This is a genomic window from Bradyrhizobium sp. ORS 285, from assembly GCF_900176205.1.
Lineage (GTDB): Bacteria > Pseudomonadota > Alphaproteobacteria > Rhizobiales > Xanthobacteraceae > Bradyrhizobium.
Map to the genome: position 1 here is coordinate 3,601,745 of NZ_LT859959.1, position 22,997 is coordinate 3,624,741.

A 22,997-nucleotide genomic window follows, 5' to 3' on the forward strand; every position below is an offset into this window, starting at 1 on the left:
TCCTGTTAATGTTCGCTTCGTGATTCGATTAAGGCAGGTTCATGGCTAAGGACTCCCACAAATCAGCCGGCGCGCATGGAGTTGAGAAGACCGGCGGAACGCTGCCCGGACTGTTTGCCGACGAGAACGAGCTCGATCGCCGCGCGATGTGGCGGCTGGGCTGGTGGGGAGCCGGGGCCGTCGGTGCCGTGGGCTTGGCCATCTTCGTCAGCCAGGCGGCGCAAGGATGGCGAAAAGACCGCATTTCCGCGGCCGATTTCTCGCGCCAGGCGCAGCTGCTGCAGTCGCTCGCGCGGGACACCCAGGGCGAGGCGCGGCAGCTCGGAGCTGCCATCGAGACGCTCAACGCCGACCGCGACCGGCTCTATGCCCGCGTGACCGTCCTCGAGCAGGGCCTCGAATCGGTGACGGGCGCATTGGCCAAGCAGAGCGTCCAGGCCGGATCGAATCAGACCTCCGCGCCCAAATCCGCACCACTGCCGCAGATCGCGGCGGTTGATTCGCAGCCACCCGCGGCGGCCTCGTCCGGATCCACGCCGTCGACTTCGTCGCCGAGTTCCTTGCCGAGTTCCTTGCCGAGTTCCCTGCCTGCCTTCGCTAACTTGTCGCCGTTCATGCCCGTCCCCGGCGGAGCGGCTGCGACGAATGCCGCGCAGCCCGCGGCAACCCCGTCTGCTGCGGCGAGCGCCGACAAGCCGAAGCCGGAACTGGCCACCAAACCAGCTGACGCCGACAGGCTGGCCAAAGTCGACACAGGAGACGTTGCAGCCAAGGCCGCTGACACGGCGGAAGCTGCCGCGACGGCCGTCCAGAAGACCGAGTTCGCGGTCGATCTCGGCGGCGCCAACTCCATCGCCGGCCTGCGGGCGCTGTGGCGCGGGCTGGCCAAGAGCAATCCCGACCTTGCCGCGCTCCGGCCGATCATCATGCTGAAGGAAGGCCGCAGCGGCCCCGGCATGCAGCTGCGCCTCGGCGCCGGCCCGCTGACCGATGCGGCGGCGGCCGCGCGAATCTGTGCGGCCCTGGCCGAGACCCAGCGTCCTTGCGAGACCACCGTGTATGACGGCCAGCGGCTGGCGGTCGGCGAAGAGCCTGAGAGCACGGAGGCCAAGCCGGCCGCGCCCGCCGCGGCTGTCCAGAAGCCGGTGCAGCGCCGCCGCTACCTGCCACCGCAGGCGCAACAGCAGCAGCGTCATGGCAAGCGCGAGGAGCCGCCGGCCGCCGCGGCCCCGCCGCCGCCCCCGGCCGAGGCGCCGAAGCCGGAGCAGCAGCCGTCGGCGCTGTCGTCGTTCTTCCGCCGTTCCTGACCCCGAATCATCCCATTGCGAAAGCCGCTTGTGGCGGACTGTGAAAGCAGTCCGTGAAGCGGCATTGCGGCTTGTCCGGCGATCCGTTCCGCAGCATAGTCCCGCGCATGAAAAAGACCCCGTTCCGCCTCTCGCCGTATCAGGTGCAATGGCTCCTGATCGTCGGCTTCGTCACCGTCGGCTATGCCCTCTATCTGCGCTATCTCGCAATCGAGCTGTCCAGCGTCGCGCTGGCCTGCGACCCGGGTTTGCAGACGCTGGCCTGCAAGAGCCGGGCGGTCGCGACCACGCTGTTCAAGAATTCGGTGTTCGGCTTGACCGCGCTCGTCATCGCCACGCTGCACGTGATGCGGCCGTCGATCGTGCTCCTGACCGGCGGTCTGATCGCCGCCGGGCTCGGCATCGTGCTCTACAACATCGTGCTGTCGGGCCTGGCGATCGGCTTGCTCATCCTCGGCTTTGCGCGGCCCGCGCCCGCCACAGCGTGAACGCCAGGGTCAGGTACATCGCGCAGGTCCACAGCGCCTGCCAATTGTCGCGGCCTTCATTGTAGATCACGTAGACCGACGAGATTGCGAGCAGGCCGGCAAAGCTGGCCTCGGCGATCGGCCGCGGCCCTTGCGCCGGACGATTGCCGAGCAGCATCGCGAACGGCACCACGGCCATGGTCAGGCTGGCGAACGGGAAGTCGCGGTAGCGCGGGTCGAACACGAAGCCCAGCGCCGTCTCCGCCGCGATCAGCACGGTGACGACAAGCACGAGGCCGAGCGCGTAGGTGATCTTGAGCTGCTTGCGGCCGTCATTCGGCCCGAGCAGATCGAGGAAGGTCGGCAGCGGCCGCCCGGCCATGGCGGCGTTGGCGGCCAGGATCGGCGCCAGCACGCCGGCGGCCAGCAACGCGCCCCATTGCAGCCAGCCGCCGAGACCGAGACTCTCATAGAACATCTTGTCGGCGGCCATGCCGAGCAGCACGCCGGCCGTCGTGGCGGAGATGCCGACCCCGATCCAGGCCGAGACGTGCGGCGGCCAGGGCCGGCGGCGCATGGTCAGCCAGCCGGTCACGAAGACGAAGAAGGACAGGACCATGCCCGCCGCCATCTGCAGCTTCCACATCGGATAGTTGCTGACAGGCTCGCCCGGCGGATATTTCAGCGCGCGCGTGTCGTCGCTGATCAGGCCCCAATAGCCGCCGACCGTGCCCTCGAGCTTGCGCTTCCAGGGCTGGTCATAGGCCTCGATCAGGTTGACGCGGAAATTCTCGCGCTTGGCGAGGCTCAGGATCTCCGACACGACGCGGGCCTGGTTGGCGCGCGACGGCAGCGCGCCCTCGCGCATGCGGCCCTCGCTCGGCCAGCCGGTCTCGCCGATCAGGATCTCCTTGCCGGGAAACGCCACGCCGACCTGCTGGCGGATGGCATCGACATGGGAGGCCGCGAATTTGGCGCGGACCGGCATGTCCTCCCAATATGGGAGAATATGAACGGTGACGAAATCGACGATGTCGTAGAGTTCGCGGTTGCGCAGCCAGAACTCCCAGACGTCGGCATAGGTGACGGGCACCTTGACCTGCGCCTTGACGCTGCGGATGGCCGCGGCGAGATCGGCGGTGGTCATCTCCCCGCGCAGCAGCACCTCGTTGCCGACCACGACCGCCGTGATCACGCTCGGATAGCGCTTGATCAGGTCGACGGCGATGCCGATCTGCTGCTGGTTCTTCAGCTTGTTCGAGCCGAGCCAGATGCCCTGGATGACCTTGATGCCCACGCGGGAGGCGATGGCCGGCACCTGGTCGAGCCCGTTCTCGATCGAATAGGTGCGCACGCACTCGCTGATCTTGGCGAGTTGCACCAGATCCTGCTCGATCTGCTCGGCCTCGATATGGGTGGTCGGATCGAGCGGGCTCTGCTGTCCCCGGAACGGCGCGTAGGACACGCATTGCACCTTCGAATCGAGTTCGATGGGCGCGCGCGCAAGCGTGATGGGCTTGGCCAGCCACCACCACGCAGCGGCGATGACACCCAAGGAAATGAGCAGAAGCGCCAGCGGCGTACGAAGGGATTTCAGTTCCGTGTCTCCAGGCAGGTGGTGTCGATTACCCGGTCGGCGGCGATCTGCCAAGTAGGCGATCTGCCAAGCGATCTCCGGAGGCCGCCGCGGCGCGCGCTGCCCGTCACATCCGTCCTTTACGATGACGCGAGAAAGTTCGGGCGTTGCTGGACAAAATCGGAGATTCCAGTCATTGGGAATCCCCGGGGTTGACCTGCCCGTCGCACCCGAGGCTTCAAGGTGCCGTTCATGCGTCCGTTAGGAACGCCAATTTAGGAACGGCATGCGACGGTCGGAATCAATCTCCCGCCGTAATCGGGGCCGATTTGATCGGCATCAACACTGCGTCCCCGAGGGGACGGCATGAAGGCAACATTCGGGGAATTTATGGGTCGACGCGTGCTCCAGTCCAAGTTTACGGTTTCCCGCCTTGTCGCGTCTGTGGGCCTTGCTTTGGGCCTTGCGGTCCTCGTCGGAATCCCCGGCGCCTTCGCCCAGAGCGGCAACGACCACCCCCAGGACCAAAAGCCGCAGGCTTCGAGCCCGGCCGACCTCAAGGAAAACCAGCGCAAGGCGGATGAATTCACCGAGGCCGCCCAGGCGCTGAGCGGCGGTCCGGCCGGCAATCCCGAATGCGTCTGGCTCGGCCGGCGCGTCGTGCAGTTGATGTACCGCGACGACCTCGATACCGCGTTCCGCCACCTCGACCTCTACGACCGGTTCGGCTGCCCCGGCGGCCACATCCAGGCCTCGTTCCGCTGCCTGACCCGCTTCGTCGCCCAAATCGACGACAAGGTGCCGAACTCGCTGAACAACCACGTCCACACCTGCTGGATCAACCCGGACGCCAAGCCGCAGGTGGCCGCCGCGCCGGCGCCCGCTGCCACGCCGGCCCCGGCCGGATCGGCGCCGGCCACCCAGCCGGCCGCGCCGCAGGCCTCGCCCTCGCCGCAGCCGGCCAAGCAGTAACAGCCGCCGCGCGACGCCCTGCTCGGCCGCGCTGCCGGCTGAGCGGTTTCGATTGCGGATTACAGCACCGCTGCAGTTGTTTAATCGCGCTGCAGCGTTATCGTGTCGCAGGTGGTTCGGCTCCGATCGGTCCAGCGGTTCAGCCCTCGTTCAGTGACGAGGCGGCCTTAATGTGACCACCGGCAAGGCCAATGACGGACGTGCCGGTGCCTGATCGAAGCCGCGCTTCGCCTGACGTGCCTGGGCAGCACGAAGGCCGAGCGTTCCGCCGGTGCGCCGTTCGTCCCGCGTTGTCTCCGCTGCGCGTTCCTCTCTTCAGCCCGCCATGGTGTTCCGACCGATGCGCTTGACCGCAGCCGTCATCCTGTTCGTCGCCGCCGCGCACGCCGCGCTGTGGGGTGTCCTGCAGACCAAGCAGAGCGCGCCCGATTACACCGGCATGCTGCCGAGCGTCTCCTACGCGCCGTTCGAAGGCACCGACCATCCGGATGTCGACAACGTCCCCAATGCCGAGCGCATCCGCTCCGACCTGAAGAAGCTCGCCACCATCACCCGCGCGATCCGCCTGTATTCGTCGACCGGCGGTGTCGAGCTGGTGCCGCCGATCGCCGCCGAAGTCGGCCTCAAGGTCACGCTCGGCGTCTGGATCGACAAGAACGACGACCGCAACAAGCGCGAGATCGCCTCTGCCATCCAGCTCGCCCGCCGCAACAGCAACGTCATCGGCGTCGTCGTTGGCAACGAGACGCTGTTCCGCGGCGAGCTCAAGCCGGACGAGCTGATCGCCTACATCAAGACAGTCAAGAAGTCGGTCAGCGTGCCCGTCACCACCGGCGAGATCTGGAACCTGTGGCGCGACTACCCCGAGCTCGCCTCCAACGTCGACTTCATCGCCGCCCACGTGCTGCCCTACTGGGAGTTCTTCAACCACACCCAGGCCGTCGACCAGGCCGTCGACCGCTATCAGGTGCTGCGCAACAAATTCCCCGGCAAGCGTGTCGTGATCGCCGAGTTCGGCTGGCCGAGCGAGGGCTACAACCGCGGCATCGCCGATCCCGGCCCGTTCCAGCAGGCCTGGGTGCTGCGCAACTTCGTCACCCGCGCCGAAGCCATCGGCATGGAGTACAACATCGTCGAGGGCATCGATCAGCCCTGGAAGTTCTTCGAAGGCGGCGTCGGTCCGTATTGGGGCGTGCTGAACGCCTCGCGCGAAGCAAAATTCTCGTGGACCGGTCCGATCGTGAATCCGGACTACTGGAAGCTCGCGACCATCGCGCTGCTCGTCGGCGTGCTCCTGTCACTGCCGATCGTGCGGCTGCGTCAGCCCACGGTGATGCAGGCGATGGTGCTCGCGATCACGGCGCATGGCGTCGGCGCCTGGGTCAGCAACGTCTTCGCCTATTGGAACGTGCACTATTTCGTCTGGGGCTCGACCTTCGCCCTGACCCTCGGCCTGATCCTGCTGGTGCCGCTGATCCTGATCGCGATGGCCCGCATCGAAGAGATCGCGGCGATCGCCTTCGGCCGCGCGCCGCGCCGGCTGCTCACCCGCGACAAGGTCGCGCGCGACCGCGCCGCGATGCCGGAGGGCTACTGCCCGAAGGTCTCGATCCACGTGCCGGCCTATTTCGAGCCGGTCGACATGATGAAGCAGACGTTGGATGCGCTGGCGCGGCTCGACTACCCGAACTACGAGGTCGTCTGCATCATCAACAACACGCCCGATCCGGCGTTCTGGCAGCCGATCCAGGATCACTGCCGCATGCTCGGCGAGCGCTTCAAGTTCATCAACGCCGAGAAGGTCAAGGGCTTCAAGGCCGGCGCGCTGCGCATCGCGATGGAGCGCACCGCTGTTGACGCCGAGATCATCGGCATCATCGACGCCGACTATGTCGTGACGCCGGACTGGCTGTCCGACCTCGTGCCCGCCTTCGCCGATCCCGCCGTGGGCCTGGTGCAGGCGCCGCAGGAGCATCGCGACGAGGACCTGTCGCTGATGCACTACATCATGAACGGCGAGTATGCCGGCTTCTTCGACATCGGCATGGTCCAGCGCAACGAGGAAAACGCGATCATCGTGCACGGCACGATGTGTCTCATCCGCCGCGCCGCGATGGACATGGCCGGCGGCTGGTCGAGCGACACGATCTGCGAGGACACCGACCTCGGCCTCGCCATCCAGGAGCTCGGCTGGAAAACCCACTACACCGCCACCCGCTATGGCTCAGGCCTGCTGCCCGACACCTACGAGGCGTTCAAGAAACAGCGCCATCGTTGGGCCTATGGCGGCTTCCAGATCGTCAAGAAGCACTGGCGCCGCTTCCTGCCCGGCAAGAGCCGGCTGACGGCCGACCAGAAGCGCGAGTTCTCGCTCGGCTGGCTCAACTGGCTCGGCGCCGAGAGCCTCGGCGTGGTCGTGGCGATCCTCAACTTGATCTGGGTGCCGATCGTCGCCTTTGCCGGCATCGCCATCCCCGACAAGATCCTGACCATCCCGATCATCGCCGCCTTCGTGGTCTCGCTCGCGCACTTCCTGATCCTGTACCGGCTGCGCGTCGCGGTGCGGCCGTGGCAGATGCTGGGCGCGATGATCGCGGCCATGAGCGTGCAGTGGACCGTCAGCCGCGCCGTAGCGCAGGGGCTGATCACCGAGCACCTCGCGTTTGCCCGCACCTCCAAGGGCGGTCTCTCCCGGATGTCGATCGAGTTCCAGGCGTTCTGGGAGGCAGTGATCGGCGCCCTGCTCCTGATCGGCGCCACCATCCTGATCATGACCAATTATCTGGCGATCACCGAGCTCTACATCTTCGCCGCGGTCCTGATCCTGGAGAGCCTGCCGTTCCTGTCCGCGGTCGCCATCGCCGTCCTGGAAATGTCCCGCATCAACTCCTTCGACTTCTGGCGCCACGCCAAGGTCCGCACCGCCGAACTGATCGGCCTCCGCCCGGTCTGGGTGCCGGAGCTGGCGGGCCCGGGCATGCTGCAGCCGATGCAGCCGGCCCCACTGAGCGCGGCGGCGACGAAGGTGACGGAGAAGGTCTGAGGGCCTCGTCTGACTTCTGCGCTGGCCCCTGTCCATCGCATGGACATCCCGCCTGCGACGATCCTTCGAGATGCCCGCCTCCGGCGGGCTCCTCAGGATGGAGGGCGGAGTATGCGGCAAGAGGAGTATGTGGCGGCTCGGAGACCCTGATCCGACGACTCTAGCGCCCAGGCCGCGCAGCCCACACTAAACCCCGACCATGAACACGCCTCTCGGCGTGTTCATGGTCGGTGTGCAGGACCCCTTTGGGTGCCAGCCCCTCATGGTGAGGAGCGCCGCCGCTTGGCGGCGCGTCTCGAACCACGAGGCCCCCGCTGTTACGGCATACTCCTCCGCCCAGCCGCCCGCCGCTGTGGTTTCCCCCGCCCGCCCTATTGACCCGACCGCACCCACCCCCTACACAGCGCCCACGAAAGCATGCGGCCCACGGGCCAGGGGCCTACCCCCTCTCCCGCGCCGCAGTGAACCACGGCGACGCCTCCAGCGTTCTGATGGTCACCTGCCGACGATCCGGACAGTGACGGTTCAAGCCGTCACACCGCTTCCTTGGGAGCGAGCGCGTAGCTCAGCCGGTAGAGCACGTGACTTTTAATCATGGGGTCCCGGGTTCGAGTCCCGGCGCGCTCACCAAGCCGCAAATTAATCCGGCTCCGCCGACGACCCGATAAGTATTACCGGATGGCTCCGAGGGCGGCGCATCAAAAGATTGTCCACATGCTGGCTGGTACGCTCCGCCGATCCGAGGCACAATCGGGCGTTGCGGACTTTTAGATTTTTCCCGGGGCACTTGAATGAATTGGGCAAGAACAGTCGTCGGCGGTCTCCTGTCTGCCATTGCCTTGCAGGGCTGCATTACAACGTCCATGCAGGGATATGCAGACCGACAATTGCCAGCAAAACCGATTGGCCGCATCGTCGCTTACGTTTCCGGACCCGGCCCTCTCGTATCAAGCATCCAAACCAACATCGCCGAGGAGGCGCGTAAACGCGGCGTTGTAGCTGACGATGCGCTGATGCTGTTTCCCCCGACACGTACCTACACGAACGCCGAAGTTCAACAAGGTCTCGCGCGTGACGCGATTGAAGGTGTCCTCGTGATCAGCGTCGGCGACAGCGGTGTCCAGCAACAATACGCCGGGACAATCTTGTCAGGCCAATATTCCGGCACATCCAGCGCGAGCGGTACCGTCAATACGTTCGGCAACACCTCGACGATATCCATGAATGGCACGTCATCGGGTACGATGATTGCCACGGCGACGCCGACCTACCGCTACAAACGTCAGACCACATTCACAGCGCGGCTTCTAGAGGCGAGCACGGGACGAAATCTCTGGGTCGGTAATGGTCAGGTCAATGCCGGCGGTCTGCTCTTTGTCGGCGACGGCGCAAACGCCTCTAGCTCAGTCGCGGCGATTTTTGACGACTTGCAGCGCAAGGGCATCATCGGATCATCAAGCTAGTCGACTGTTGCCGACCACACCCATGCGATCGACTGAACCGCACAGTCCCGAGAAACTTCATTTGCGATCAACAGAGGCCGCCAAGGCTACGTATCATTAGTTCTTTTGTATTGCGGTGACAGCATTTAATCCTCTAGCGCTTCCACCGTGAGTTTTGTGCACCGCAATTCTGTCCGTAATTCTCAGTCGGGCGATGGCCTGGAGATCGTTATGCGCGGGAAGGCGAAAGAGGATGTTTTGACATTACGGACTAGGCCGGGAGGGTTATTGTCTAGTCTGCACCTTTATGTATTCCGGCACCAAGTACTTTATCGCCAATCAATAGGGTCAGCGATGGGCTGAATGACATGAAAGCATTACTGTCGATTGTGGCCATCCCGATCATGCTCCTAAATGCTTTTGGAGGCATTGTCTCGGGAATCTGGCTTGCCATTCTCGGACAATGGTGGGCGATCGGTTACGGCATTGCTGGCCTATTCGTTTCCACTACTCTGCTGGGATTCGCGATGATGCCGGGCCTGATCTTCGCTGCACCTGCTGCGATGCTAGCCGAAAGAGGAAAACTCCTGCTAGCGTTCCCGCTTTTGCTCCTAAGTCAGCTCTATACCTATATAGTCGTCATCGCATGGTGTGTACTTGTGTTCATCTTTTTTATGTCCCACTCCACGGCAAGCTTGTTTTGGCCGCTATTGATCTGGTCATATGGTGCCGCTCTTGGTCCACTGATGTATATGGCGCACCGGGAGGAAATGGCGGGGGATCACAGCGGGGCATGGATGACAACGGCCTTCGCACAGCTATCCTATATCGTCATGGCAGTCACAGCCGCTTTCACCGATGCAGCGCTTTTCATTCTGGCTGCTATTTTTGGCGTACTGATGCTGCTTGGAATGCTGATCCAAACTGGAGCTGCTATAGTTATGGTAATGGAGCAGAAGCGCCTCGAAATGATCTAATAGTTCAAGATGATCAGGTTTTTGGAATCGCTGATGACAGTCCTTGCCGACAATCAGTGCTTGGTACGACCTTCTAGCTGCAGCCATTTGCAATGGGGCCGCTCTTAACTGACCGTGCCTCTACTGACTATGATTCTCGTGCGGCACACATGCAGGAGGAAACCGTTTTGGAGACGATCGCCGAACGGATAAAGAGCCAAGGGCCCGCATTTTTTGACGGTATTGTGTCACGAAGGGAAGAGGAAACGTATCGCTCCGGCGTAGGCCGCCTTGTTCGGCGTCACCGGCCGCCTAAGGATATGGCCTTAAGTCCAGCCTTGAGGTCATGCGGCGATGCAGATGGAAGTTTTGGGCGCCGAACGGCGGCGTCGATGGAGTTATGAGGATAAGGTTCGTCTGATCGAGGAGACGATGCAGTCCGGGCAGACCGTCTGCGGAGTTGCCCGGCGGCATGGGGTGGCTCAGAGCCTGCTGTTCACCTGGCGCCGGCAGGCGCGGCAGGGCCGGCTGGGTGCCGAGGCTGTGCCGGCTATCGTTCCTGTCGCCATCGTGTCGTCGCAGGCTGACGACTTGACGAGGGTGCCATCACCACCGTCGCCATCGCGTGCCGCACCGAGCATGCGGGCCGGAACGATCGAGATCGAACTGGACGACTGCTGCGTGCGCGTCGACCGCGACGTGGACACCGAGGCACTTCGGCGCATTCTCGACCTTTTGAGGCGGCGATGATTCCGATCCCGAGCGACGTCAAGGTCTGGATTGCGACCGGCCACACGGACATGCGCCGTGGTATGCAGAGCCTGGCCCTGATGGTCCAGGAGATTTTGAAGCGAGATCCCCACGCCGGCGATCTCTACATCTTCCGCGGCCGTCGCGGGGATCTGGTCAAGATCCTGTGGCATGACGGAATCGGCTTGTCGCTCTACGCCAAGCGCCTCGACCGAGGAAAGTTCATCTGGCCCTCGGTGTCCAATGGCGCGGTGTCGATCTCGGCCGCGCAGATGGCCTACATGCTTGAGGCGATCGATTGGAGGAATCCGCAGCTGACATGGCGGCCACAGAGCGCAGGCTGAGCAGAGATAGTTGCGGCTTTCCGGTATTTAGGGAGTTCCAACCGGCCTGATCTGTGATTCACTGCGTCGCATGAACGCCGATTGCGATGCTGGACCGGATGACGTCGTCGCCCTGAAACAGGCGCTGGCGGCCGAGCGCGCGAAGGGATTGGAGGTCGCTGCCGAGCTTGCGGCTGCCCGAGCCAAGGCATCGGAAGACGAAGCCCTGATCGCGTCCCAGAAGCTGCAGATCGCCAAGCTGAGGCATCAGATCTACGGGCAGCGGTCGGAGCGTTCATCACGCCTGCTCGAACAACTGGCGCTGACGTTCGAAGAGCAGGAAGCTGGCGCCACCGAGGACGAGCTTGCGGCGGAACGCGCCGCGGCGAAGACCAGCACGGTCCGCGCCTTCACGCGCAAGCGCACCGAGCGACAAACCTTCCCCGAACATCTGCCCCGCGAGCGGGTGGTGATCGAGCCGCCGACGGCTTGCGAATGCTGCGGCAGCAATCGCCTGCGCAAGCTCGGCGAGGACGTGACGCGGACGCTGGAGGTGGTGCCGCGCCAATGGAAGGTGATCGAGACGGTGCGGGAGAAGTTCTCCTGCCGGGACTGCGAGAAGATCAGCCAGGTGCCGGCGCCGTTCCATGCCGTGGCGCGAGGATGGGCCGGGCCGAGCCTGCTGGCGATGATCATGTTCGAGAAGTTCGGTCAGCATCAGCCCTTGAACCGCCAGGCCGAGCGCTATGCGCTGGAGGGCGTGCCGATAGCGCTCTCGACCATGGCGGATGCCGTGGGGTCGGTCTGTGCGTCGCTGGACCCGCTGCTGCGCCTGGTTGAAGCGCATGTCATGACGGCCGAGCGCCTTCATGCCGACGATACGACCGTGCCGGTGCTGGCCAAGGGAAAGACTGACACGGGGCGGTGCTGGATCTATGTCCGGGACGACCGGCCGTTCGGTGGTGCGGACCCGCCGGCAGCGATGTTCTACTACTCGCGCGATCGCAAGGGCGAGCATCCGCAGGCGCATCTGGCGCGGTATGCCGGCATCCTGCAGGCCGACGCCTATGACGGCTATAACCAGCTCTATCTGGCTGGACGCGGCCCTGGACCGATCCGCGAGGCGTCGTGCTGGGCGCATGCGCGGCGCCCGTTCTTTGCCATGGCCGATCTGGAGGAGAATGCGCGCCGCAAGGCTGCGGGCAAGAAGGAGATCCCGCTTTCTCCGATCGCAATCGAGGTCGTGCGCCGGATCGATGCGTTGTTCGAGATCGAGCGTTCCATCAATGGCAAAAGCGCGCAGGAGCGTCTCGAAGCACGGCAGACGCTCAGTCGGCCTTTGACCGAAGACCTGCGGCTCTACATGCAAGAGCAACTCGCCAAGCTCGCCCGGGGGCACGACCTTGCCAAGGCATTCAATTACGTGCTGAAGCGATGGCCGAGCTTCACGCTGTTCCTCGATGACGGTCGTGTGTGCCTCTCCAACAATGCCGCCGAGCGCGGTCTGCGAGGCATCGCCCTAGGTCGAAAATCCTGGCTCTTCTGCGGGTCTGATCGCGGCGGCCGGCGCGCAGCTGCGATGTACAGCCTGATCGTCACCGCCAAAATGAACGGGATCGATCCGCAAGCCTGGCTGACCGATGTCATTGACCGGATTGCCGCTCACCCGTCCCAACGGCTCGACGAACTGCTGCCCTGGAACTGGACGCCTCAGGCCGCAGCGCTCTCCACCCGAGCAGCATGACCACGCACGTCAACAAAGTTCACCACGTCACCACCATCGCCAAGGTTGCCAAGGACCTCGGCGAAGATGAGGAATGGTTGCACGACGTCGCCAGCGAATTGGACATCGAGGATGGCGTCATCTGGGTCTACGGCGGATGCTTACGAGGAAACGCTGCATCTGGAGTTCAAGACTCTCTCACACCCAGGTGGCGAGTTAAAACGAGACGATAAAAAGCTCATTGCCAAAGCCGTGACCGGCCTTGCCAACGCTGAGGGCGGTGTCCTTGTTATCGGCATCGCAACCGCTCGTGTCGACGGAATTGACGTCGCTCAGGAAAAACGTCTCGTGAAGCAACTGTCACGTACAACAAATTTGGTACGAGCGGCGTTGCCCGAAATGCTCTCCCCCCAAAATCGGAAAATGGAGGTTTTCGGAATCGAGGAGAAATATGACGAAGGATTCATTGTCGTTGTTGTGCCCACATCCGCAGATCGCCCTCACTACAGCAACGTGCATCACCAGTACTTTCGACGCGGATCGGATGGCACCCGCCTTATGGAGCATGGCGAGGTTCGCGAGCTGATGTTTGCAGCCCGTGAGGGCAAGCTAGAACTTGTCGGCCGTGTTCTTCCTGGACTGCCCATAGTGGCTCCGGGAAGCGTTTGCTTCGGAATTCGCTACGCTCTCGCTCTCAAGAACTCAGGACCCGTACCAGCGAGAGCGGCCTACATTCGAATTGCGCAACAAGGCTGGAGCCAGAACCTCGGAATAGAAGTTCGATTCTCTGCAAACGAACATCTCGGGTATTACACAACTCGCGAAGACCTAATCCATGTGCAAGATGAACGCCAATTTGCATGGATCGATACTGGACTCGATTTCAGACGTACAGGAGCGCTGAACCTGAGTGACGCGATTCGTGCCGTTGAGAGCCAAGGCTGGCAAGTGTTCTCAATGATGCCAATAGCTCAAATGAAGCCGCTTGGAATGCAGGTTGCCGACGTGAATATTCGTGTGTCTGGCCTCTTTGGGGCAGAGAATGCCGTGTCTAAAGAGTTCGAATTGTTAATCGACAAAACTGAACTATTTCGACAGTTCTGCGAAGTCAATTCAATGTCGGCGTAACTCAGTAACCCGACGCTTCCGCAAATTGTCGTGACACCTAGCGACGAAACCTCCGTCCCTCACCTCCCGGCGCCATCCACCTCCAACACCACCTTCGCGACCGGATAACGCCAGTCGTTCTTCGTGTTGTCGGCGGCGGCGTCGATGCCGGCGACGATGACTGCGCCGAGGATGCCGCCATTGACGCCGCTGGCCAGACGCGCCTGGCGCGTGGCGTCGTACGGCGAGACCGTGATCATCCGCTTCTGATAGCCGGGCTTCTGGCAGGTCACGGCGAGCGTGCTCGACTGGCCGCGATAGAGCGGCACGCGCACCTTCGCGGGGCTCGTCATGGTCGCCGTGAAGCCGGAGGCTTCCAGGGAGCAGGAGGCCCCGGCCATCTCGACCTCGCCTCCCCCTTCGGGATTGTGGAACGTCCGCACTTCCACGAGCTGGTCACCGGCGAAGTCCGGCACGCTTGCGTCGGTCCGGCGCTTCTGCTCGTAGACGTCGATCCCGCGGCTGCCCGTCGTCGACCTGATGTCGGTCACATTGTTGACCGCAAGCGGCGCAGCACAGCCGCCAAGACACGACGCTCCAGCGATGGCCAGCCAAGTGGCCATCCTACGCAAACAGTTCATTTGAGCCCCCCACAGCGTCCCAGCTGTCGTTCACCAGCGGTAGCAGCGGCCGATCTGGGGAACAATAGCCGCAACCTCGGAGGGAATAGAGCAACTAACAAAAAGCGGACTACGTTGCGGACCGGTCACAGTTGCTGACGTCCTCCAACATCAGGCGCACGCGTTAGTTGCAGTGGCCGGCGGGCTTTCATCGGGCGAAGACCGGACCATGGTGCGACGGCGCAGCGTTTCCCAGCAGGATGTGCCGGTAGCGTGCGCGGATAAACGCATTTCCTCCGGCAGTTCAAGACGATCACCCCCGTCCAGTCCTCAGCGCAAAAATATTGTACTTCACTTTTTCCGAATTTCATGATTGACTGTCCCCATCCCGTGCTCCTCGAGAGGGGCGGATCGCGATCGTCACGGACGTTGGGCGCGGGGAGCGGTGGCCGCGGTCGGCTGCAGCGCGCTTTGGGCGTGCGGACGAACAGCCGGTCGCGGACATGAAATCGCGTGGTCCTGGCGCCCCGAAGCTGGCGCCAAGTCCTGGGGGATGATGACCCCTCGGGGCGACGGTGGCTACCAAGCCGGACACCGGGGAGATCGCGTATAAATGTTAAGACCACCGCGCGGGGAATGCCGGATGTCGGCTGAACCTGTGGTGACTGCCGCCTGCTTTTTGTGTTGCAGGCGGGCCATGGGTTGCGGCCTGCAGCCCGGCATTCCCCGCGCCCTCTATATTTCCGAGGGCGAGACGACCGGACACATTCGGGCGCGACCGCGCCGCGAAGACGGTCGAACGCGTCCCCTGCCCTGATGTCCCCTCACGCGCCGCGGTGTCGGCGCCTGCGCCACGCCCAGGCGGCTCGCCGTCACGTGAAGCGCGGCCCGCTATCGTCCGACGGTGCGGTGTGGAATGTTGGGGTTTGTTTTTGAAAGACGCCGGCCGCCCTCGCGGCCGCGAACCCGGGAGCCGCCGATGTCCACTGCCTTCCTGCTGACCTCGCTGATCGTCGTCGCCTCGCCCGGGACCGGCGTGCTCTATACGCTGGCGGTGGCGCTGACGCGGGGATCGCGGCTGAGCATCGCGGCCGCGTTCGGCTGCACGCTCGGCATCATCCCGGCGATGCTGGCTGCGATCATCGGCCTCGCGGCCGTGCTGCACACCAGCGCGCTGGCGTTTGCCACGCTGAAATATTGCGGCGTCGCGTATCTCCTGTACATGGCCTGGCAGACGCTCGGCGAGCGCGGCGCGCTGTCGGTGGAGGCCAAGGATGATGACAAGCAGGATGCGGATGCGCGCTCGGCCGTGCGGGTGGTGCTGACCGGCTTCCTGATCAACATCCTCAATCCAAAACTGTCGATCTTCTTCCTCGCCTTCCTGCCGCAGTTCATCGCGGCCGACGAGGCGCATCCGCTCGCTGCCATGCTGGAGCTGTCGGCCACGTTCATGGCGATGACGTTCGTGGTGTTCGTGGTCTACGGGCTGTTCGCGGCCGCGGTGCGCGATCGCGTCGTGAGCCGTCCCCGCGCGATGGCCTGGTTGCGCCGCGCCTTTGCCGGCGGCTTTGCTCTGCTCGGCGCGCGGCTGGCGCTGAGCGAGCGCTGAGGACGTCGATGTGAGCGCGGCGCGCCGGGCGATGGTTCGGATCGCTCGCCGGCGCGCCATCACAGCGCCCGGTCGCGCGGCGCGCGCGACAGCCGGCCGGGCTCCAGGCCGGTGCGGTGCGCCAGGTCGGGCACGTCGAGCAACTCGGCATCGAGTTGGCGATGCGTGTAGGACGCCTCGACGATCACCAGCACCGTGGCTGCGATGACCAGCGCGAAGCCGCCGAGCGCGCAGAGCGTGCCGAACACCGTCACGACAGGCGTATCGGGCACGATGACTTCCACTCCGCCCGCGATCATGGTCAGGAGAAACAGCACCGCGGCGGCAAGGCCGCCGAGACAGGCATAGCCCATCAGCGCACAGCGCCGCTTGAACAGCAGCACCTGCTCCCTGACATTGTCGCGGCGCTCCGGCGCGTGCTCGGCGCTGCGGAAGTCGCTGATCGCCGCGCGATAGCGATCGATCGCGGCATCGTAGCGCTGTTGCAGGAAGCCCATGAAGATCCAGGCCGCGAAGATGATCGAGGCGGTGGGACCGATGGCCTTGAGAATTTCGGAGAGCTGAAAAGTCATCCGCGGGAAACCGCCCGTCGGCCGCATCGTTCCTGGCAGGAAGTCCGAGGAACCATCGCGCGCGCGGTGCCGTTGCCCCTGCCCGCGCGGAGCGCCGCGCTTTCCAGGCCATTTCAAACGCACATGACGTCAGACCACAAACAGACATGCCTGGTGTTCTCGGGCGGACTCGGGCTCGGCGCCTATCATGGCGGCGTGTTCGACGCCCTCGTCGCACAGGGCCTGCCCCTCGATTGCGTGACCGGCGCCTCCGCCGGCGCAATCTCGGCGGCGCTGATCGCAGGCAGCGCGCCTGAGGCGCGCGTCGAGGGTCTGCGCAGCTACTGGCAGGCGGAAGCGTCCGCACAGATCGGAATCGGCGATCCCAACCGGCATCTGTCGGCCTGGATGAGCTCGCTCTCGACTCGGCTGTTCGGCTCTGCCGGCTTCTTCCATCCGCGCCTACCCTCGCCGGTGACGCGCTTCAGCGGCTTCTACGATCTCGCGCCGACCCGCGCGCGACTGCGCGAGCTGATCGATTTCGGACGACTCAACAGCGGCGAGCCGCGTCTGGCGATCGTCGCCACGGATCTTGCGAGCGGCGATGCTGTGGTGTTCGATTCCGGCCGCGACCGCATCGAGATCGACCACATCCTGGCGAGCTGCGGCTTCATTCCGGAATTCGCACCGGTCGAGATCGGCGGACGCTGGCTCGGCGATGGCGGCCTGTCGCTGAATGCGCCGTTCGAGCCGGTGCTCGATGCCGAGCGGCCGCTGCGCCTCTTTGTCGTCGACCTGTTCGCCCGCGACGGTGCCGTGCCGGATGGCATCGAGTCGGCCGCGGAGCGCAAGAACGATTTGATGTTCGGCAACCAGACCTATCAGCGCCTGCGCCACGCGCTCGCCGCCCGGCGGCTACGGCGCCAACGTGATGGCCTCGACGACACCGACGAGGTGCATCTCCTCAGCTACCGACCGGGCGACGAAGAAGCCGGTCCGGAAAAGTCCTTCGACTTCTCGCGCACCGCGATGGCACAGCGCTGGCGCGCCGGCCTGCTCGACATGCACCATGCAGCCCAGCCCGTGGCCGCCGTCGACGGCATCCAGATCGTCAGGCGTCCGAGGAGCGCATGAGCCAACAAAGAACCCGCCTGGAGCGTTGCCGCCCCAGACGGGTTGTCTCAGATCAACAATTCAGCAGGCTCAAATCAGCCGAACTGGTTCATCGTGTTGTGCGCGCCGCCGGCCTTGAGGGCCTTCTCGCCGGCGAAGTACTCCTTGTGGTCGTCGCCGATATCGGAGCCGGCCATGTTCTGGTGCTTGACGCAGGCGATTCCCTGGCGGATCTCGGCGCGCTGGACGTTCTTGACGTAGCCCAGCATGCCCTGCTCGCCAAAGTACTCGCGGGCGAGGTTGTCGGTCGAGAGCGCGGCCGTGTGGTAGGTCGGCAACGTGATGAGGTGGTGGAAGATGCCGGCGCGCTTGGCCGAGTCCGCCTGGAAGGTGCGGATGCGCTCGTCGGCCTCCTTCGCCAGCGGGGTGTCGTCGTACTCCGCCTTCATCAGCTCGGCGCGGTTGTACTTGCTGACGTCCTGGCCCGCCTCCTTCATCGCGTCATAGACCTGCCAACGGAAGTTGAGGGTCCAGTTGAACGACGGCGAGTTGTTGTAGGCGAGCTTGGCGTTCGGGATCACCTTGCGGATGCGGTCGACCATCTTGGCGATCTGCTCGATATGCGGCTTCTCGGTCTCGATCCACAAGAGGTCGGCGCCGTTCTGCAGCGAGGTGATGCAGTCGAGCACGCAGCGGTCCTCGCCAGTGCCGGGACGGAACTGATAGAGGTTCGAGGGCAGCCGCTTCGGCCGCATCATCTTGCCGTTCTGGTTGATGATGACGTCGCCGCTGCGCGCGGTCTCCGGCGTCACCTCCTCGCAATCGAGGAAGCTGTTGTACTGGTCGCCGAGATCGCCCGGCTGGCTCGAGAACGCGATCTGCTGCGTGAGACCGGCGCCGAGCGAGTCGGTGCGGGTGACGACGATGCCGTCCTCGACGCCGAGCTCCAGGAAGGCGTGGCGGCAGGCGCGGATCTTGGCCAGGAAGACGTCATGCGGCACGGTGACCTTGCCGTCCTGGTGGCCGCACTGCTTTTCGTCCGAGACCTGGTTCTCGATCTGCAGCGCGCAGGCGCCCGCCTCGATCATCTTCTTGGCGAGCAGATAGGTCGCCTCGGCATTGCCGAAGCCGGCATCAATGTCGGCGATCACGGGCACGACGTGGGTCTGGAAGCCGTCGATCTTGGCGATGATCTCGGTCTCCTTCGCCTTGTCGCCGGCCTTGCGGGCCGCGTCGAGGGTGCGGAAGAGATCGTTGAGCTCGCGCGAGTCGGCCTGGCGCAGGAAGGTGTAGAGCTCCTCGATCAGCGCGGGCACCGAGGTCTTCTCATGCATCGACTGGTCCGGCAGCGGGCCGAACTCGGAGCGCAGCGCCGCGATCATCCAGCCGGAGAGGTAGAGGTAGCGGCGGTCGGTGCGGCCAAAATGCTTCTTGATCGAGATCAGCTTCTGCTGCGCGATGAAGCCGTGCCAGCAGCCGAGCGACTGCGTGTACTTGGTGCTGTCTTCGTCATAGGCGGCCATGTCGGCGCGCATCACGGACGCGGTGTAGCGGGCGACGTCGAGACCGGTCCGGAAGCGGTTCTGCAGGCGCATGCGCGCCACGGCCTCGGCGGTGACGCCGTTCCAGGTCGGGTTGGCCTCGAGCAGCGCACGCGCCGCCTCGACCTCGGCCTGGTAGGATGAGGAGCCTTGGAGAGCCTGGTCGTTCAGTCCACGCGGTTGGAAGTTCATGTCCGTGATCCCTTGGTTAAGGACAACCTGGGACCTGTTGTAAGCAGCCTGCGCGCCCGGACCAGACATTGCGCAGAAAACTTGTCACACTTTACAAATCTCTCGTGTATAGCTGTAAGGAGCTTACAGACGGAGGTGACCGGCCATGAGTACCGCCACGGCACGCTCGATCTTCATGGGCCCGCGCCTGCGCCGGCTGCGCCGCGAGCTCGGCCTGACCCAGGCCGACATGGCCGCAGACCTCGAAATATCAGCACCTTACGTCGCCCTTTTGGAGCGAAACCAGAGGCCGGTGACCGCCGACATGCTGCTGCGGCTGGCCCGGACCTACAAGATCGACCTGGCTGATTTGGCCGGCGACGGCGGTGCCGACCATACGGCGCGGATGCAGTCGGTCCTGAAGGATCCGATGTTCTCCGACATCGACATTCCCGCGCTGGAAATCTCCGACCTCGCCGTCAGCTATCCCGGCATGGCCGAGGCCTTCCTGCGGCTCTACACCGCCTATCGCGAGGAGCAACTGGCGCTGGCCGAGCGCGCGCCTTCGATCTCCGGCGGCGCGCCTCTGCCCGAAGGCTTCGACGCCAACGATCCCGTCGCCGATGTCCGCCGCTTCCTCGCCGCCCGCCGCAACTATTTCGCGGGGCTGGACGACGCCGCGGAGCGGCTGGCACAGGCGGTCTTCCAGGGCTCGGCGACCGGATCTCCGCAAGTCTCGGCGAGCCCCGCCGGCTTCATCGAACGCTTCCGCGAGAAGCACAAACTGCAAGTCCGCTACATGCCGCCGAACGTGATGCTCGGCTCGCTCAGGCGGCTCGATCTGCATCGCCGTCAATTGCTGATCGAGGATTCGCTCGACAGCGCCAGCCTCAAGTTCGAGCTGGCGCGGCAGCTCGCTTATCTCGAACTCGACAATGAGATCAGCGCGGCGCTGGAGGACGGCAAGTTCGCCAGCAAGACCGCCGAGCTGCTGGCACGGCGCGCGCTCGCGGCCTATGCGGCAGCGGCGATCATCATGCCCTATTCGATCTTCGCCAAAGCGGTCGATGCCAGGGCCTACGATCTCGAAGCGCTGGCGCGACAGTTCGGCACCAGCTTCGAACAGACAGCGCATCGCGTCACGACCTTGCAGAAGCCGGGCGCGGAAAAGATCCCGTTCTTCCTGATCCGCGTCGATCCCGCCGGCAACGTCTCAAAGCTGCTCGACGGCGCCGGCTTCCCGTTCGCGCGGCACGGCGGGGCCTGCCCGCTGTGGTCGGTGCACGGCATCTTCAAGACGCCGCGCCAGATCGTGACGCAATGGCTGGAGCTGCCCGACGGCCGCCGCTTCTTCTCGATCGCCCGCACCGTGACCGCCGGCGGCGGCTCCTATGGCGCGGTCCGCGTCGAGCGCGCGATCGCGGTCGGCTGCGCGGCCGAGCATGCCGGGCAGCTGATCTACACCCGCGACGGCCACGGCCCCGATGCCGGCGCGCCGACGCCGATCGGCACAGCCTGCCGCGTCTGTCACCGGCCGAAATGCGCGGCCCGCTCGGCGCCGCCGATCGGGCGCGAGATTTTGCCGGATGATTTCAGAACGTCGTCGGTCCCGTTCGGGTTTTCGTCGGATTGAGGAGACTGATGGAGGCCGGCTGCGATCTGATCAACAGTCTCGAAGCGAGCTCTCCAACGAGCCGATCAGTTCGGCCGCTTGCGCTTGTGGGCGAACGGGTTGGCCTTCTCGCGCAGCGTAATGCGCACCGGGGTGCCCGGCAGCTCGAAGGTCTCGCGCATCGAGTTTGTGAGGTAGCGCAGATAGGATTGCGGGATGGCGTCGGCGCGCGAGCAGAACAGCACGAAGCTCGGTGGCCGCGCCTTGGTCTGGGTGATGTAGTTCAGCTTGAGGCGGCGGCCCGACACCGCCGGCGGCGGATTGTTGGCGATGGCGCCTTCGAACCAGCGGTTCAGCGCCGCGGTCGGCACGCGGCGATTCCAGACCGCATAGGCCTCGACGATCGCCTGCATCAGCCGGTCGATGCCCTCGCCCATCAGTCCGGAGACGGCGACGATCGGCACGCCCGCGACCTGCGGCAACCAATGGTCGGCATCCCTGCGCAGCGCGGAGATCTGGCCGGGCTGAGCGTCCATCAGGTCCCATTTGTTGACCGCGATGACCAGCGCCCGCCCCTCGCGCTCGATCAGGTCGGCGATGCGCAGATCCTGCTCCTCGAAGCGGTTCTGCGAATCCATCATCAGCACCACCACCTCGGCGAACCGCACCGCGCGCAGCGCATCGGCCACCGACAGCTTCTCCAGCTTCTCCTCGATCCGCGAGCGGCGGCGCAGGCCAGCGGTGTCGAACACGCGGAAGCTGCGGCCCTTGTGCTCGATCTCGACGGCGATCGAGTCGCGCGTCGTGCCGGCTTCCGGGCTCGTGAGCAGCCGCTCCTCGCCGAGCAGGTGGTTGATCAAGGTCGACTTGCCGGCGTTGGGGCGGCCGACAATGGCGACACGGATTGGCCTTGCGGCCCGCTCCTCGTCGGTCTCCTCGCGCTCGTCGTCCTCGTCCTCGGTCGGTGGCACGAGCTTGCTGACGGCGTCGTAGAGCTCGCCCATGCCCTCGCCGTGCTCGGCGGAGATCTGGATGGGATCGCCGAGACCGAGCGCGTAGGACTCCATCGCGCCGAGCTCGCCATGCTTGCCCTCGCTCTTGTTGGCGAGCAGCAGCACCGGCTTGTCGGCGCGGCGGGCAAAATCGGCGAAGGCGCGGTCGGCGGGCGTGAGGCCGATTCGGGCGTCGATCACGAAGAACAAGGCATCGGCGAGCGCGATCGCGGTCTCCGTCTGCTCCTGCATCCGCGCGGTCAGCGAGCCCTTCGGGCCCTCGTCGAGGCCGGCGGTGTCGATGATCGTGAAGCTGAGATCGTGCAGTCTCGCCTCACCCTCGCGGCGGTCGCGGGTCACGCCCGGCATGTCGTCGACGAGCGCCAGCTTCTGCCCAACCAGGCGGTTGAACAGGGTCGATTTGCCGACATTGGGCCGGCCGATGATGGCGATGGTGAAAGACATGATGATCCCGCGCGTTGGCGCGCAGCTTTAGCGCATCCGGCCGCAAAACCGAACGGGCGATCGGCCGATTCGCAGCTGAGATTAACGGCTGAACGAGCCGCTCGGCACCGGCGCCTGGAACTGGCCGCCCGACTGCGGCGCGGGCGCGGCGTCATCCGCCGGCGGAGCGGTGGTGCGGCGGCGGACGATCTTCTTCGGCTTCGGCGCCGCCGGCACGGCCGAGGCGCCCTCCTCGACCGCAGCCGCCTCGCCGTCCTGCGGGTCGGCCGGCGCGGGATTGCTCACGGCCGCCTGCTGGCGGCCCTTGGCGCCCTTCTTGGCCTTCGGCTGCTCCACCGGAGGCGTCGGCGCCGCGGCTTGGGCCGCCGGATCCTCCATCGGCTGCTGCTGGGCGCCCTTGTAGAGCTCCTTCGGCACGCCCTGCTCGAGACCGGGCACGCCCTCCGGGAACACCGGCTTGCGGTCGCCCGGCAGCTTCTTCTTGGTATCCAGGAAGTCGAGCATATCCGACGGGTCGAAGCTGCCGCCGCTGGCGCAGCCGCCGAGAACGCCGGTCAGCGCGGTAAGGACGGTGAGGGCGATGAGACGTTGGGGGCGACGCATGGTGGTCATTTTCCGATCAAACTCAGTCTCGCCGGCGCAACGTTTGCGATCGGC

Annotated in this window: 19 protein-coding genes and 1 tRNA gene; 14 read left to right on the forward strand and 6 right to left on the reverse strand. The window is 64.8% G+C overall.

Going from position 1 to position 22,997, the window contains the following annotated elements:
• Positions 1–41 precede the first annotated feature (41 nt).
• Both BRAD285_RS16100 and BRAD285_RS16105 read left to right on the forward strand, forming a co-directional pair.
• On the forward strand, positions 42–1,307 hold the full coding sequence (locus BRAD285_RS16100) for a hypothetical protein (RefSeq protein ID WP_006611705.1): 1,266 nt from the start codon (positions 42–44) through the stop codon (positions 1,305–1,307).
• Positions 1,308–1,414: 107 nt separating this feature from the next.
• Positions 1,415–1,795, forward strand: a complete 381-nt coding sequence (locus BRAD285_RS16105) for a hypothetical protein (protein WP_006611704.1) — start codon at positions 1,415–1,417, stop codon at positions 1,793–1,795.
• On the opposite strand, the gene BRAD285_RS16110 is transcribed toward BRAD285_RS16105, so the two are convergent.
• Positions 1,755–3,335, reverse strand: coding sequence for a beta-(1-6) glucans synthase (locus tag BRAD285_RS16110; RefSeq protein WP_244422184.1), 1,581 nt, complete (start codon positions 3,333–3,335; stop codon positions 1,755–1,757). The two genes, BRAD285_RS16105 and BRAD285_RS16110, sit on opposite strands and share 41 nt — an antisense overlap.
• A 405-nt stretch (positions 3,336–3,740) precedes the next feature.
• Here BRAD285_RS16110 and BRAD285_RS16115 point away from each other — a divergent pair, with 405 nt between their 5' ends.
• From BRAD285_RS16115 to BRAD285_RS16155, 9 genes are all read left to right on the forward strand, one after another.
• Entirely contained in the window at positions 3,741–4,322 is a 582-nt protein-coding gene (locus BRAD285_RS16115) for a beta-1-3, beta-1-6-glucan biosynthesis protein (RefSeq protein WP_087877653.1), read from the forward strand.
• Positions 4,323–4,662: 340 nt separating this feature from the next.
• Positions 4,663–7,365: a glycosyltransferase gene (locus tag BRAD285_RS16120; RefSeq protein ID WP_006614676.1), complete on the forward strand. Its 2,703-nt coding sequence runs from the start codon at positions 4,663–4,665 to the stop codon at positions 7,363–7,365.
• A 554-nt stretch (positions 7,366–7,919) separates the two neighbouring features.
• A tRNA-Lys gene (locus tag BRAD285_RS16125) sits at positions 7,920–7,995 on the forward strand.
• Between the two features lie 161 nt (positions 7,996–8,156).
• Positions 8,157–8,828, forward strand: a complete 672-nt coding sequence (locus BRAD285_RS16130) for a hypothetical protein (RefSeq protein ID WP_006614678.1) — start codon at positions 8,157–8,159, stop codon at positions 8,826–8,828.
• A 347-nt stretch (positions 8,829–9,175) separates the two neighbouring features.
• Positions 9,176–9,784, forward strand: a complete 609-nt coding sequence (locus BRAD285_RS16135) for a hypothetical protein (RefSeq protein WP_006614680.1) — start codon at positions 9,176–9,178, stop codon at positions 9,782–9,784.
• Between the two features lie 339 nt (positions 9,785–10,123).
• The gene (locus BRAD285_RS16140) at positions 10,124–10,513 is read left to right on the forward strand and encodes a transposase (protein ID WP_157681650.1); all 390 of its coding nucleotides are present in this window, start codon (positions 10,124–10,126) and stop codon (positions 10,511–10,513) included.
• Positions 10,510–10,857 (forward strand): IS66 family insertion sequence element accessory protein TnpB, encoded by a 348-nt coding sequence (gene tnpB / locus BRAD285_RS16145; protein WP_006613318.1) that lies wholly within the window; start codon positions 10,510–10,512, stop codon positions 10,855–10,857. The genes BRAD285_RS16140 and tnpB overlap by 4 nt, the downstream gene beginning before the upstream one ends.
• Positions 10,858–10,927: 70 nt before the next feature.
• Positions 10,928–12,580, forward strand: a complete 1,653-nt coding sequence (locus tag BRAD285_RS16150) for an IS66 family transposase (protein WP_157681655.1) — start codon at positions 10,928–10,930, stop codon at positions 12,578–12,580.
• 111 nt (positions 12,581–12,691) lie between these two features.
• Positions 12,692–13,687, forward strand: a complete 996-nt coding sequence (locus BRAD285_RS16155) for a helix-turn-helix domain-containing protein (protein WP_157681683.1) — start codon at positions 12,692–12,694, stop codon at positions 13,685–13,687.
• A gap of 59 nt (positions 13,688–13,746) precedes the next feature.
• On the opposite strand, the gene BRAD285_RS16160 is transcribed toward BRAD285_RS16155, so the two are convergent.
• Positions 13,747–14,217 carry a hypothetical protein gene (locus BRAD285_RS16160; RefSeq protein WP_006614682.1) on the reverse strand — a complete coding sequence of 157 codons (471 nt, stop codon included), beginning with the start codon at positions 14,215–14,217 and terminating at the stop codon, positions 13,747–13,749.
• A 1,048-nt stretch (positions 14,218–15,265) separates the two neighbouring features.
• On the opposite strand from BRAD285_RS16160, the gene BRAD285_RS16170 reads away from it, so the two are divergent.
• Positions 15,266–15,895, forward strand: a complete 630-nt coding sequence (locus BRAD285_RS16170) for a LysE family translocator (protein WP_006614683.1) — start codon at positions 15,266–15,268, stop codon at positions 15,893–15,895.
• Between the two features lie 59 nt (positions 15,896–15,954).
• Here BRAD285_RS16170 and BRAD285_RS16175 read toward each other — a convergent pair whose 3' ends face one another.
• Positions 15,955–16,467, reverse strand: a complete 513-nt coding sequence (locus tag BRAD285_RS16175) for a DUF2721 domain-containing protein (protein WP_035648417.1) — start codon at positions 16,465–16,467, stop codon at positions 15,955–15,957.
• 123 nt (positions 16,468–16,590) lie between these two features.
• On the opposite strand from BRAD285_RS16175, the gene BRAD285_RS16180 reads away from it, so the two are divergent.
• Positions 16,591–17,580, forward strand: coding sequence for a patatin-like phospholipase family protein (locus BRAD285_RS16180; protein ID WP_006614685.1), 990 nt, complete (start codon positions 16,591–16,593; stop codon positions 17,578–17,580).
• Between the two features lie 74 nt (positions 17,581–17,654).
• Here the strand turns inward: BRAD285_RS16180 and BRAD285_RS16185 are convergent, their stop codons facing one another.
• Positions 17,655–19,292, reverse strand: a complete 1,638-nt coding sequence (locus BRAD285_RS16185; protein ID WP_006614686.1) for an isocitrate lyase — start codon at positions 19,290–19,292, stop codon at positions 17,655–17,657.
• Between the two features lie 145 nt (positions 19,293–19,437).
• On the opposite strand from BRAD285_RS16185, the gene BRAD285_RS16190 reads away from it, so the two are divergent.
• The gene (locus BRAD285_RS16190) at positions 19,438–20,904 is read left to right on the forward strand and encodes a short-chain fatty acyl-CoA regulator family protein (RefSeq protein ID WP_006614687.1); all 1,467 of its coding nucleotides are present in this window, start codon (positions 19,438–19,440) and stop codon (positions 20,902–20,904) included.
• A gap of 65 nt (positions 20,905–20,969) precedes the next feature.
• Here the strand turns inward: BRAD285_RS16190 and der are convergent, their stop codons facing one another.
• The gene (gene der, locus BRAD285_RS16195) at positions 20,970–22,340 is read right to left on the reverse strand and encodes a ribosome biogenesis GTPase Der (protein WP_006614688.1); all 1,371 of its coding nucleotides are present in this window, start codon (positions 22,338–22,340) and stop codon (positions 20,970–20,972) included.
• Positions 22,341–22,421: 81 nt separating this feature from the next.
• On the reverse strand, positions 22,422–22,943 hold the full coding sequence (locus tag BRAD285_RS16200) for a hypothetical protein (RefSeq protein WP_035648473.1): 522 nt from the start codon (positions 22,941–22,943) through the stop codon (positions 22,422–22,424).
• Between the last annotated feature and the right edge of the window lie 54 nt (positions 22,944–22,997).